Source organism: Paenibacillus sp. GM2, assembly GCF_900069005.2.
Lineage (GTDB): Bacteria > Bacillota > Bacilli > Paenibacillales > Paenibacillaceae > Fontibacillus.
Genome location: NZ_LN831279.1, coordinates 1,548,179 through 1,561,483 on the forward strand (window position 1 = coordinate 1,548,179; position 13,305 = coordinate 1,561,483).

15 protein-coding genes and 1 pseudogene are annotated in these 13,305 nt (G+C 41.7%); all 16 read left to right on the plus strand.

The features are described 5' to 3' along the window. Window positions 1–18 precede the first annotated feature (18 nt). The 16 genes and pseudogenes from BN1360_RS16720 to BN1360_RS16795 all read left to right on the plus strand — a co-directional run bounded on the left by BN1360_RS16720 (window position 19) and on the right by BN1360_RS16795 (window position 13,300). On the plus strand, window positions 19–417 hold the full coding sequence (locus BN1360_RS16720; RefSeq protein ID WP_068781001.1) for a nucleotidyltransferase family protein: 399 nt from the start codon (window positions 19–21) through the stop codon (window positions 415–417). Between the two features lie 370 nt (window positions 418–787). Continuing rightward, on the plus strand, window positions 788–1,429 hold the full coding sequence (locus tag BN1360_RS16725; protein ID WP_068781002.1) for a hypothetical protein: 642 nt from the start codon (window positions 788–790) through the stop codon (window positions 1,427–1,429). A gap of 81 nt (window positions 1,430–1,510) precedes the next feature. Beyond that, window positions 1,511–2,638 (plus strand): macrolide family glycosyltransferase, encoded by a 1,128-nt coding sequence (locus BN1360_RS16730; protein ID WP_068781003.1) that lies wholly within the window; start codon window positions 1,511–1,513, stop codon window positions 2,636–2,638. A 316-nt stretch (window positions 2,639–2,954) separates the two neighbouring features. Beyond that, entirely contained in the window at window positions 2,955–3,704 is a 750-nt protein-coding gene (locus BN1360_RS16735) for a GNAT family N-acetyltransferase (RefSeq protein ID WP_068781004.1), read from the plus strand. A 157-nt stretch (window positions 3,705–3,861) separates the two neighbouring features. Further along, window positions 3,862–4,545: a DUF2461 domain-containing protein gene (locus BN1360_RS16740; RefSeq protein ID WP_068781005.1), complete on the plus strand. Its 684-nt coding sequence runs from the start codon at window positions 3,862–3,864 to the stop codon at window positions 4,543–4,545. Between the two features lie 318 nt (window positions 4,546–4,863). After that, window positions 4,864–5,577 carry a CTP synthase C-terminal region-related (seleno)protein gene (locus BN1360_RS16745; protein ID WP_068781006.1) on the plus strand — a complete coding sequence of 238 codons (714 nt, stop codon included), beginning with the start codon at window positions 4,864–4,866 and terminating at the stop codon, window positions 5,575–5,577. A gap of 327 nt (window positions 5,578–5,904) precedes the next feature. Further along, window positions 5,905–6,459 (plus strand): DUF4865 family protein, encoded by a 555-nt coding sequence (locus BN1360_RS16750; protein ID WP_068781007.1) that lies wholly within the window; start codon window positions 5,905–5,907, stop codon window positions 6,457–6,459. A 35-nt stretch (window positions 6,460–6,494) separates the two neighbouring features. Continuing rightward, window positions 6,495–6,692, plus strand: coding sequence for a GNAT family N-acetyltransferase (locus BN1360_RS16755; RefSeq protein ID WP_148466600.1), 198 nt, complete (start codon window positions 6,495–6,497; stop codon window positions 6,690–6,692). Next, window positions 6,649–6,912: a GNAT family N-acetyltransferase gene (locus tag BN1360_RS16760; RefSeq protein ID WP_148466601.1), complete on the plus strand. Its 264-nt coding sequence runs from the start codon at window positions 6,649–6,651 to the stop codon at window positions 6,910–6,912. The genes BN1360_RS16755 and BN1360_RS16760 overlap by 44 nt, the downstream gene beginning before the upstream one ends. A 771-nt stretch (window positions 6,913–7,683) precedes the next feature. Next, on the plus strand, window positions 7,684–8,505 hold the full coding sequence (locus BN1360_RS16765; RefSeq protein ID WP_068781008.1) for a helix-turn-helix domain-containing protein: 822 nt from the start codon (window positions 7,684–7,686) through the stop codon (window positions 8,503–8,505). A 3-nt stretch (window positions 8,506–8,508) separates the two neighbouring features. Then, window positions 8,509–8,970 carry a VOC family protein gene (locus BN1360_RS16770; RefSeq protein ID WP_068781009.1) on the plus strand — a complete coding sequence of 154 codons (462 nt, stop codon included), beginning with the start codon at window positions 8,509–8,511 and terminating at the stop codon, window positions 8,968–8,970. A gap of 140 nt (window positions 8,971–9,110) precedes the next feature. Then, the gene (locus BN1360_RS16775) at window positions 9,111–9,917 is read left to right on the plus strand and encodes a MerR family transcriptional regulator (protein ID WP_068781010.1); all 807 of its coding nucleotides are present in this window, start codon (window positions 9,111–9,113) and stop codon (window positions 9,915–9,917) included. A gap of 217 nt (window positions 9,918–10,134) precedes the next feature. Then, complete coding sequence (locus tag BN1360_RS16780) at window positions 10,135–11,235, plus strand: FAD-dependent oxidoreductase (RefSeq protein ID WP_068781011.1); 1,101 nt, start codon at window positions 10,135–10,137, stop codon at window positions 11,233–11,235. Between the two features lie 53 nt (window positions 11,236–11,288). Beyond that, window positions 11,289–12,356 (plus strand): annotated as a pseudogene (locus BN1360_RS16785) (FAD-binding protein); the annotation flags it as partial. Between the two features lie 143 nt (window positions 12,357–12,499). Beyond that, window positions 12,500–12,886 carry a hypothetical protein gene (locus BN1360_RS16790; protein WP_068781012.1) on the plus strand — a complete coding sequence of 129 codons (387 nt, stop codon included), beginning with the start codon at window positions 12,500–12,502 and terminating at the stop codon, window positions 12,884–12,886. A gap of 201 nt (window positions 12,887–13,087) precedes the next feature. Further along, window positions 13,088–13,300 carry a hypothetical protein gene (locus BN1360_RS16795; protein ID WP_068781013.1) on the plus strand — a complete coding sequence of 71 codons (213 nt, stop codon included), beginning with the start codon at window positions 13,088–13,090 and terminating at the stop codon, window positions 13,298–13,300. The last annotated feature ends 5 nt before the right edge of the window (window positions 13,301–13,305 follow it).

Genomic DNA, 13,305 nt, shown 5'->3' on the forward strand with positions numbered 1-13,305 from the left:
CAGTGAAGGGAAGACAACTTGGTCATAAGACAAATTTCAGAAACTGGAGGACACTTATCTTTAGAAGCAGAAAAGGCAGTGATTCAAAGAATAACAAGTGTGATGAATCCGTGCGAAATAAGGCTTGATATAAAAAATCAAGCGCGAGTACATCTTTGGTATAAAGAGCATTTCGGATATGACATAATTCCATATAATTCTATTGAGAATGCGATTAATTCTTGGCCTACAACCGCAACTTCAATAGGTGTCCGTATGGGAAACAACAAATTAAAGGTGTATGCTCCATTTGGATTAAATGATTTATTCGGGATGATTGTCAGAGCAAACAAAACTCAAATTACGGAAGAAATATATTTGCAAAAAGTAAAAAAATGGAGTGAACGGTGGCCCTCGCTTACCGTCATCCCATGGTAAATAAAATGAACAGTATAAGCATTTTCGGCAGTTGTACATTGTAAACCATTGTAGGTTTGATAACGATATTTTTGAATATGGAGAATTTCTGAATAATGGAATGTGTAATATGCCAAACCCCGCTGATGCTTTTGACAAGGCTCTCAGTATACTCAGATGCAGATTTACTTATCGTTAAAATTCCGTTCCCAATAAGCAGAATACTATAGCGTTCGCCTTCACAAAAACGAATGAACCAACTTCGGGCCAGATTGGACAAGTCGAGTAATAAGGATTGATACAGATGGCTCTATAGAAGCACTTGTTGAATGAGGATTTGAAAACATATGTGCTCCTATTGCGAAAAAGCGAATAGAAAGGAGATGTGGTTTTGAATAAAAGTAAAGGCTTCCTATCATGGTTTCTTATATGCAATATTGCCATTGTCGTATCAACATTTATTCATGAGTGTGCGCATGGATTGAGTAATTGGCTGGCTGGTTATTCCGTCAGCACAGGATTTAATCGCGTCGGAAATGTATATATGTATCCTCGTGATGCTGATTTTCGCACAGGCTGGACAGGCGGCGAAATCCTAAAAGACATGGGCCCAGCTGTTACACTATTATTGGCAATCATATTTACGATAATTTTCCTACGGTTAAAGTACCGGAATACATTATTGCATAAAAGCATTTTGGCAGTGGCGTTCAGTAATGCCATTATCAGGCTTATCCCATGTGTAATCGTTATTATACGCATGATTGCATTCAGCAGTGGAATGGAGGATGAAACGCAACAGGGTGAAGCATGGGCACAATATTTTGGTTGGTCTTTTTTTAGCTATATCCCCTTAATAATGTCAATCGCTGTTTCACTTCTATGCTTATTTCTGATCTATCGAAAATTCTTTTCCATCAAAGCAACCAAAAATATAATTGTTAATCCCTCATGGGTGTGGCTAGCATATGTCTCATCGTTTATCATCTTGAATATTCTGGACAATTTTATACGTATCAACTGGGTTGCCTAAGATACAGAAAGTGTTTGAACTATCCATTATGAGTATAATGAGTATTCCAATTATTTATATAAATGCAGTAGAGGGGGAACTATGGCAAATATTCTGATGATAAACGTCCCTTACTCAGGGCATACGAATCCAACTTTGCCGCTGGCTGCCGAACTGGTAAAGAGGGGCCATTCAGTTGTGTACGTCAATTCACCTGTATATAAGGATAAGATTGAAGCAACGGGCGCTGAATTTGTCCCCTATTCCGATTTTCCGGAGGGGTTGACGGAGCAACAAGTAAAAACTCGCTGCTTCAAGGCGGCTTTTGATACGGCAATACAACTTACAAGGAAGTTTGATTTGCTGATCTATGAAATGCTATTTTACCCGGGCAAGGTTATAGCCGAGAAATTGGGTATTCCATGTGTGCGACAGTTTTCACAGCCCGCATGGAGTTCTGAAACGATGGGCGATGCAAGTCCGGTCTTTAAATTTTTCTGTAAGCTAATCGACATGCAAGTGATGGGAAAGAAAAACGCGGACGAGATGGGAATGAGCGGGAAAACGTTGATTGATTCTGTGCTCAATGACAGACCTGAGCTGAATGTGGTGTATGTGCCAAAGCTGTTTCAATCAAAACATGAAAGCTTTGACGAGCGTTATGTTTTTGTCTGTCCGCCCATGAAAGCTGCGATTGCTTCCCATGAGCAAATTCCATACGATGCTATGAAGAAGCCTATTATTTATATCTCAATGGGGAGCATAATCAGAAGTAGGATTTTTTGTAGACGGTGTATAAAGGCATTTGCAGGCAAAAATCTTTCCGTAATCCTGAACACAGGGAAAATAGATCCGAAAAAGCTTGGTCCTGTATCCCGGAATATTTTCGCTTACTCTTTTGTGCCGCAGCTTGAGGTTTTGCAAAAAGCCGATTTGTTTATCACGCATTGCGGGATGAACAGCGTTAACGAAGCTATGAGCTTTGGCGTTCCTATGCTCGCAATGCCTATTATCAATGACCAGATCGCTAACGCCAAGCGAATAGCCGAACTTGGGATAGGAATGCGCATACGTACATTTTACATGACGGCAAATAAACTTTATAGAAACGCCCTGCAAGTTTTGAACGATACAGAGCTAAAGAAAACAGCTTATTTGTTAAAAGAAAAAATACTTGAAGAAAACAGCTTTTCAGATGTTGTTACTAGAGTTGAAGAATGTATTAAGTAAAATCAGGGCGTAGTTGGAAGCTGACAAATTACAATTTTGTAGTTGTAACTGTAGATTGTTTCTATTTGGAGGTGCTATGCATGATAGAAAAATTCGCCTGTAAATTGGGGCGTAATGATGAGGTGCCCAGTATTCAATTGCAGAACGCGTTTTGTCAAGGGGTGACATGAGATTTTTATCTTGTTCTTTGGGAAAGGCAGTGGGTGCGGGGCGCATAGCGCCGTAAAGCCTACAATTAACCGCACCATAGTGCAGATGGTTTTGCCGTACACTTGAATTTAGAGGTAATGGATATTAATTTGAAGCGAGGGTACACATGGATATTGATTTTGTAAACTTAACAATAGAAAACCTTGTCAATGAGCATTTATGCTGCATTATCCGCAGTAAAAAGCCCCATCCAGGTATTGACGCAAAGAAGCAATGGCTTTCTGACCGATTAAAGGAAGGTCATGTCTTTAGAAAGTTAAATGCAAAAGCTACTGTTTTTATTGAGTATGCTCCTCTTGAAACAGCTTGGGTTCCCATAACTGGTGATAACTATTATTATCTGTATTGCTTATGGGCTACCGGAAGCCACAAAGGAAAAGGGTATGGAAAATTGCTGATGGAATATTGTTTGGCTGATGCTAAAGAAAAGGGTAAATCCGGCGTTTGTATGCTTGGAGCAAAAAAACAAAAATCCTTTCTTTCCGACCAATCATTTGCAAAGAAGTTCGGCTTTGAGGTTGTTGATACTACCGATAATGGCTATGAATTACTTGCACTTTCTTTTGACGGAACAACACCAAAGTTTGCACAAAACGCTAAAAAAGAAGAAATCGAAAGCCAAGAGCTAACCATTTATTACGATATACAGTGCCCCTTCGTCTATCAAAACATGGAGACGATAAAACAGTATTGTGAAACGAATGATGTTCCGGTATCTTTCATTCATGTGGATACGCTACAAAAAGCAAAGGAATTGCCTTGTGTTTTCAATAACTGGGGCGTGTTTTATAAAGGAAGTTTTGAGACGGTGAATTTGTTGGATATTCCCTACCTAAAGAGAATACTCAAAAAATAGAAATACAATTTCTTCTTTTTTCCATTGATTATTAGGTCTATATTTTAATCATTCTGCCGGCTTTGGAGTAAAAAGCTTGCCTTATATGATAGAGAGCTCATAAATTAGAACTAATAAGGAGACCTATTATTACATCTAATTGGTTGGAGGGAAGTATATGAATGCGAATATCATCCTTGATTATTTATCAGGTTTGGAGAACCACAATAACCGTGAATGGTATCACGCAAATAAAGAACAACTCAAAAAGGCAAATCAAGAATTTGAGGACTTGATACAGTCCCTCCTACTTGAAATAGGCAGAACCGACAGCAGTGTCCTTCATAATGCACCTAAAGATCTAACCTTCAAGCTGGTTCGTGATACAAGGTTTAGTGCGGATAAAACCCCATATAATCCTTCTTTTAGAGCATGTATATCGTCGAAAGGGAAATTACCAATACCTGTCGGATATTACATATTCATTAAGCCTAACGGACGTTCATTCTTGGGTGGCGGTTTATTTGCAGATATGTTCAAAGATGCTACCACAATGATCAGAGATCACATTGTAGAAAACGGTGAGGATTGGAGGCGCATTATAACCGATCCAACATTTAAAAAGCATTTTACGGTTAAAGGTAATACACTGAAGAATGTTCCCCGCGGATACGATAAGGAACACCCGCAATCTGAATACCTAAAAAACAAAAGCTGGTATCTGGAATATACTCTTACGGATGAGCAGATTACAGATGATAGATTTGTGCATTTGGCTGCTGAGATATTTGAAGCAATGCAGCCTTTTAACGCTTTTTTAAATCGAGCCTTGGAGAAATTCGAAATGCCCAAACACCCATAGGAAAGGAGAAATTTATTTGGTTATTAGTCCTATGTTGATAGAAGATTATACCCCGTTTTTCATTTATGAGCTACTACCACAGGAATGGGAATCCTACCCTGGATGACTCATTAGAGGGTATCACAAAATTTTTGGCTCGGATCTCCAATACCTGCTTCGCGGCGGAATTTGATAATCAAATTGTAATACCCCTGAATGTACCAGTCTTCGCCTTTCAGTAACAAATGTAGATTCGCTATGGAGAGGATACAAGGGCAACATCAACTGTGTAACTATAAAGGAGTACATTAACAGAAAATTTCAAAGGAGGATATATTTATGGATTCAATTAGAATAGGCATAATTGGTGATTATGATGCACGACCGTCACATATTGCTACTAATGAAGCCATTAGGCATTGTGCTGCGTTCTTAGGCCTGAAGCAGGAAACGCAATGGGTTTCTACCAACTCGTTAGAGTCCGACTTCAAAGAGAAATTGAGCACTTTCAACGCTTTTTGGGGTGCGCCGGGCAGCCCATATAAAAGTGCACAAGGAGCAATGAATGCGATTCAGTTCGCAAGGGAGAATAACTTCCCCTTTATCGGAACATGTGGAGGCTTTCAGCATGTTGTATTAGAGTTTGCACGCGATGTATTTGATTTACCGGAAGTTAAGCGCCCGGATTTTGACCCCTACATGCCTAATGTGTTTATCTCCGGCTTAAGCTGTTCACTCGTTGGAGAAACACAAAGAATTTTATTGTCCGACGGTACTAAGGTTGCTCAAATTTATGGCTTAGTAGAAACGGAGGAGCGGTATAATTGCAGCTTCGGGCTAAGCAGTAATTTTGCGGATCAGTTGACTTCACACGGTGTTGTCATTGCTGGAACGGATGAAAACGGAGACGTAAGGATACTCGAAATACCACAGAACCGATTTTTTGTAGCTACTCTTTTTCAACCGCAGTTAAGTTCAACGCCGGAAAGCCCGCATAAGCTAATCCTTGCATATTTAAAGGATGCAGAAGTTTTCAGGCTAGAATATATGTAACTCTGGTCAAGCCGCTACGCTTATCCAGCCAGTTAAAGGCTGAGTAGTATTTTACTGACGCATAATCTCCACTCTTGCAGCATATTAGCAGGTGCTTTTGTGCATATGATGTCTAATTTTTTAACAAGCCAGTTGCTCTCTCCTTATTCCAGCGAAGTAAGCAATGTCATTCGGTATGTAAGCATGGTTTTCGGTAGTGTGGTTCTTATCTATTGCTTTGTTCGGGAAAATTCAAAAACAAGGTACAATTGGAAGTAGGGAAGATTAAAGAGGAATGTGAAAGATTTAGTACAGAAAAAACGTAAAGAACGAACGGAGGCTGGAACTATGATTGCAATGCAGTACAATGTTAAATTACCTTCCGATTATGACATGAGCATAATAAAAAACCGAGTGAAGAATAATGGCTATAAAACCGATGGCTTTTTGGATCTATTCATGAAAGCATATCTCATTGCGGAGTTTGGCAAACATGGCAATATACAAAATGAATACGCTCCATTCTATCTTTGGAAAGGTGCAGAGGGGATGAATCATTTTTTATTGGATGGCCCCTTTAATAATATTCTCAACTCCTTTGGCTGGACACCGGTAAACACATGGGTGGTACTTCATCAAAAGATAGAAAAGCATGACTCTAAGCAGTATGCGGTAATCACAAAATCGCCGGTATTGCCCCGCTTGGATTTCTCTGACCTGCAAGACAAGGCAAAGCGCATCTTTGATACAGACTGTAATAATGCATCAACTACTTGCTCTATCGTTGCATACAATCCGACTACGTGGCAGCTATGTCATTTTCTTCTCTCGGCGGATTCGCAAGAAATGGAGCATAGAGCAACAGGAACGTCATTGGTTTATCAATTACTTCATCTATCTTAAACATAAGATGAAGGAAAGTGTAAGGAGATTACCTTGTGGATATAAGAAAAGCAACCCCTGCTGACAAAGAACAGATATTTTACTTAGTAAAGGATTTTGCCACCTCTTACATAACAGAACAGCACCTGTTTGAAAAAGTGTTTGACGAGCTTTTCCACAATCCAACAGCCTATATTTTTGTTGCAGCGGATGAATGCAATATCGTTGGTTTATTGTCTTGGCTTTGTTCATAACGCTTTCTATGCCAACGGCAACGTGGCTTGGTTGGAAGAAATAATGGTGTCAGAAGAGCACCGTAAAAAAGGGATCGGAAAAAAGCTGATGCAGGCTTTTGAAAGTGCAGCGAAACAAGCCGACGCAAAACTTGTTGCCTTGGCCACTCGCAGGGCAGCAGCCTTCTACAAAGTTATTGGCTACCAACCGTCTGCGGAATATTATAGAAAGCTATTATAGTAAACACAATCGGCACAATCCAGCCGATTTCGTCTGTTTATAGCGGTACATTCGGGACTTAAATTATTGCTCCTCAATGCCGGTTTGTAACATAAAACACCGGGTTCATGACATTTTGATTCATTGCAGGCTGAAATTTTATATGTTGATATATGAATTTTATTATTAAGAAGTACAGTTCGCGAACAGGAATAAGGTCATAACAGGGAATATTTGTAAAGTGAAAGAGGCAATCAAGGCTTGTAGGCTATGTGGAAAATTTTGTGTTGGGATCAAGGGGCAAAGGAAGCGCATTAACCAGTGAGGAGTTCGCAGACTTTATTAGTAAAAATAAAATAGGTGAGTTCTTCATAGCAGGAGCAGATGCCGTTGCTTGTGTTAAATGAACCTGTTTCAACATGCGCAAAGCTAACTATGGTGTTAATGTCCTATCAGATTGCATTACCAGTTATGTATAGAAGGAAAATTGACGAAATGCTCGCCTACTATGAAAGTAAAGGCGGTAAAATCATTAGTTTAAATGACTTTATCACTTCGGGCTACTAAAGCATAGCGGCTCGGTTGTCTTGTTCATTTTTGCTTTATTACTTTTATTCAAAAAGGCTTGATTTTGCTTAGTTGGGCTGGTTAGCGAAACGCTTAATAAGTTGATTTCAAGGATACTTTTAAGATGTCCAATAATTAAAAAGCAGTATGGTAAACAAGAAATATATGATTTAATTAAAAACCAATAACCATGATATTTTACTTTGAAAAATAAGGGGGAACAATTTGATCACTCAAAATGACAAGCAATTCAATATGTACCCCTCTCATGTGGGGCTGAGAAAATATATCCTATATTACAACATCGTATTTCCAGCGAGTGATATGTTTGTGGAAAACTATACGCTCATGCCAAATGCTTGCGGAACATTATCGCTTGCTTTTGATGGAACCGCTATAATCGCCGAACTATGGGGAGCATCCCTAACGCCTGTTTTGTTAGGCATGGAACCAAATAGTTACCATGTCCTGTTACTTATTCAGTTTTCGCCCTATGGCTTGTATCAAATCACACGCCAGAGCCAAGCAGAATTTGCTGACAAACGCCTTTCACTTGCAGATATCGACAGCGAACTTTTTAATTCGCTGCACCAAGCCTTTGTAATATCAGAAACCATAATAGAGTTGGTAAACACTTGCGATAAAATTTTATATAGGCGCATGGAAAAGCAGGTTATTTCAGATGCTTTGTTATTAGCAACTACAGTGATTTCTAATAGTCATGGACAAGTACAAGTGAAAGAAGTCGCCCGGCAATCCAGTTATAGTGAGCGACAGCTAAACCGCATGTTTCTTATGCAAATTGGAATGAATATTAAAGACTATGCACGCTTAACTCGCTTTAACTATGTGTTAAAGCAAATTCAGAAATCGCCTTGTTTTTTTGCGGCATTGTCACAACAAGCCGGATATTTCGACCAGGCCCATTTTGATAAAGATTTTAAAGCGATTAGTGGTGTTAGCCCTCAAAAATATATGAAAACCATGTCGGATTTTTACTATGACGGAACGGAAATATACAATACAATTTCCTCAAAGGAGGAATGAAAAATGAAATATCAAGGTTGCCTTTTAGCGGTTAGGGATATATCCGCTTCCAAGCATTTTTATGAAAAAGTGCTTCATCAAAATATCGTAATGGATATTGGCGCACATGTAACCTTTGAGGGCTTTTCTCTGCAACAAGGATATGCTGAATTCTTTGGGATAGCGGTCGATCGTGTAAAAGAACAGTCACACAACTTTCAAGTCTATTTTGAAGTGGAAGATTTAGACAAAGTATACGCCGAAATGAAAAGCATACCCGACTTGCAATGGGTCCATGAAATAAAGGAATACCCATGGGGGCAGCGTGGCATTCGGGTATATGACCCGGACAAGCATATTGTGGAGATTGCAGAGGATATGATTACCGTTATCAAACGCTTTTTTAGTCAGGATATGTCGGCTGAAGAAGTTGCCAAGCATACTATGTTTCCCCTTGAAGTCGTGAAACAGTATATCGGGCATTAAAAAGAAATGGGTATTGAGCCTTGTTTATGCCAATAAAGCTAGCACATTATTATGAGAAAAAATTCACAATGTCATTCTACTTTATACCTTAAGATATAGATAACAATATTTTTAGGGTATTTTTGTAGTGGAGGGATCGTATGAGATATTCTATCGGTGAATTTGCATCAATTATCGGCGTATCGGCGGATACTTTACGGTTATACGAGAAACAGGGCATTATAAGGCCACTTAAGGATCACAGCAACAATTACAGGTATTATAATGATCTGGATGTTAGGAGCTTGCTGATGAGCCGCTTGTACCGGAGCTTGAATATTCCGCTGCAGGACGTATCCGAATTGATTAACGGTGCGACGGCGCAGCAGGTTCAACAGCAGCTCCTTCAGTCGAAGACGAATCTGGATGAGCAAATTCGCAGGAGTACGCTGCTCCTGAAGAAGATGGACGAAATCGAGACTGAACTGGGGCAGATTGAGGAACGATTGCATCAGTGTCGGATCAAGCTATTGCCGCCCAGATACCGGCTCAAGCAGACAAGTCAGGACCGATTGTTGAAGGAGCCTTATTTAAAAGAAACGGTTAACGAATGGATGGAACTGCTGCCCTTCACATACTTTTGCTTCCGGATCGAGAACTGGAATGATGCGCCAGACAATTATCCCCTCAAATACAGCTGGGGAATGACTTTGACGCAGGACGATATGCTGAATTTAAATGTCAGGGTTAGCGATGGTGTGGAAAACCTTCCCTCCGTTCGCTGCCTATCTTCGGTAATCCGGACTTCGGCGGAGGACAGCTTCACGGTTGAGGCTTTCCAGTTTATGCTGGATGAATTGGCTGCGCAAGGGTATAAGGCTAAGGGAGATATTACAGGGAAATTGTTGTTGAATGAATATATTCAGAAGGCTCCTGGTTCTTATCTGGAAGTCAATATTCCTTTTTAATTATTGATTTAATTTGGCTAATCAGTTTGTGATCAAGACATTGTCATATATCTAACGAAGGATTAAATCTCAAGGTAAGCCAATTTATTGGCCTACTTTGAGATTTTTTTCACATAATCTTCATTGACCTTGGAGCTGCACCAATGTTTATGCTTTGGCTGTAACCTTTGGGACAAAAGAAGAGGGGCTGCATAACCAAAAGGAGGAGGATTAAGAAATGCGCAGAAAATCCGTCTACAGATTTGCGATCGTTTCAGTATGTTTGATTATGATTCTGGCGATGCTGGGGGGCTGCAAAGGAAATTCAGACAAGCCGCAAGCGGAAAATTCAGCGAACAGTAATTCGAAACAGGTAACAAAGCAAAATGAAAATAACGTAAACAAGATATCTTTTACACCTGGGACCTATACGGCGGAGTCCAAGGGGAAAGAGGGATCGATTCAGATCGAGGTTACCTTTACAGAGGATCAACTTACGGATATTAAAGTGCTAAGTCAAGGTGAAACCGCAGGAATTGGCGATGCCGCGATCGACACCTTAAAGCAGCAAATTATTGATGGACAGACGTTAGCTGTAGACGCCGTATCCGGGGCATCCGAGACAAGCGCCGGTTTGCTGGCTGCGGTAGAGGATGCCGTAAAGCAGGCGGGAGGGGATGTTGCAGCTTTTAAGTCTAATGTAGTCAAGAAGCCGGGCGAAGGTTTAACTGAACAGCTTACGGCGGACGTAGTTGTCGTAGGCGCTGGTGCATCAGGTGTATCGGCAGCCGTATCGGCAGCAGACAAAGGGGCCAAAGTCATTATTATTGAGAAAACGGCAACGATCGGCGGTGCGAGCAACTTGTCCTGGGCCGGTAAATTTTATAATTCTTCCGCATCGGTGAATGAAGGCTTGAAAGTTAACGTAGAGCAGGAAATAGCCGACTGGATATATAACAATCACTGGCGCGTTGATGCTGCTGCAATTCGGCAATATGTCACGAAGTCTGGAGAAACGTATGACTGGCTGGCGGATAAAGGTTATAAGACCATGTTCATGAATTTCGCCGGTGAGCCGCTGCACGTACTGCCAGCTTATGATGCCCGTCAGGAATTATTGAGGAACATGCTGGCGGAATCCGTTGAGAAAAACGGGGGCCAGGTGATTACTGAGACGACCGCCAAAAAGCTGATAACCGGAACGAATGGCGAAGTTACGGGAGTGGTAGCCGAGAAGAAGGACGGTACTACACTTGAGGTTACAGCCAAGAGCATCATAATGGCCACCGGCGGTTTTTCGGGCAACAAAAAGATGGTTAAGGGGGGCTTTTGGTTTTGAAGGATCAATAGCGGGGCGGGGGCAAAAATTGGCGGAGGNTTGAGAAAAACGGGGGCCAGGTGATTACTGAGACGACCGCCAAAAAGCTGATAACCGGAACGAATGGCGAAGTTACGGGAGTGGTAGCCGAGAAGAAGGACGGTACTACACTTGAGGTTACAGCCAAGAGCATCATAATGGCCACCGGCGGTTATGCGGCCAACAAAGAGATGGTTAAGGAGGCCTTTGGATTTGAAGGCATCAATGGCGGGCTGGGGCAAAATATCGGCGAAGGACTGGAGATGGCCTGGGCAGCGGGAGCCAAGGTCCCGGACAACTTCGGCGGCCAAATGCTGCACCAAACACTTGCCAGAGCTACTGGTAAGCTGAAGGAGCAATACACTTCATTTGAAGCCAGCTATCCGCTGATGCTCAGCTACTTGCCAAACTTTATGAATGTCGGGCCATCCGGGGCAAGATTCCGCGATGAGGCGGCCACGTTAGAAGCGGTAGCTGCCGCTAATACAAGTGCCTTTAACGGTCCTTATCATTTGGTTATTGTATCTCAATCACAAATTGATGCATTGACGACACAAGGCATGAACGGTGTGAGAGCGCCTGGCCTTCCAGGCATGCCACCGGAGTTTTATGCCGACTTCCAAGCTCAATTCAAGCTGGATACGCCATGGAAAAATGCACAGCAAGTCTTTGACTCGATGGTGGAGAACGGAGACGGGTACAAGGGCGGCACGATCGAGGAGCTGGCGAAGAACGCCGGTATGGATGCCGATGTATTGAAGAACGCCTTCAATAAATATCAAGAGGCTATTCGTACCGGGGTGGATACTGAGTTCGGCAAATCGAAGGCTTATTTGCAATCGATGGGAGAGAGTGGATCGTATTATGCCATTATCGCTGAGATCAACAATCTCGGCTCAGTAGGCGGTTTACTCGTTAATACCGATTTTCAGGTACTGAATGACAAGCGGGTGCCGGTTCCTGGATTGTTCGCCGTGGGTCTGGAATCGGAAGGCGTACTGTTTAATGATACCTATGTCGGCAACGGCGTCGGGATCGGTTATTCATTTACTTCCGGTCGGCTTGGAGGAGAACGTGCGGCCGCTAAAGCGCTGGCCAACTGACTTTACTTGGGCTGTGAAGCTGTAAAACAATCTGTTTAATCATTTGATTCCAAAAAGGTCCAGCCGAGGGGGAAACCCCCGGCCGGACCTTTGAGCACTTATTCGAAATCAGAGGTTAAAAAATTTGAAAGGATGAAAACACAATGAGACTTACAAAAAGCAGTCTTATTTGTCTTGCCCTCGCGCTGATGATGTCGTTCACTTTTGTTGCTTGCAGCAGTGAAAGAAATATAACAAGCAATACCTTTTCCAGCATTGACAACGCTGACATTCCCGATATTTTAGAACAGACAGTTGGCACGTTAGGGAACACATATTTCACCTCCGGCATAACTGACAACAAGGAGTACCAATCTTATTTTCGCGTAATCTTTGAGAACACGACGGAAGACGATTATGCCACACTGATGACGCATTATCAATCGGATTCATCTGGAACCGATGAGAACGGCTCCCTGCTCTTTGAGTGGGGATGGCTCCAAGTAACTCCTGAAGATGGTTCAATAACTATTAACGCATACATCAAGTAAATATTTGGTTATAAGGGATTCTAGGAGAAATGTAAGGCTTGGGAGAGCCTAGAATTGTGGTGACTGTCCTTTTGACAGTCACCGTGCTTCGATTTGTACATTAGCTGAACAAATCGTAAAGGATAACGTATTGATGTCTTAAGACGACATAAGATAAAATGAAATCGAGACGCAAAACGAATAGGTGTGGCGAATCCGGACATGGAACAACAGTTACTATTTGATCTGAAAAGTACTTTTGAAGACCTCATGAAACAGAATCTTGCCGTAACAACTGAACGCATTAGAAAAAAGCTCAAAGCCAGTTATGAGGAAAGGCAAAAGAAATGCAGCAGAGGCATTTTTGGATATGATATTGCAGATAGGCGGGAAGACGAGGGGATCCCCTCGTCTTTTGCATGGGAGCCGCTTTGATTTCT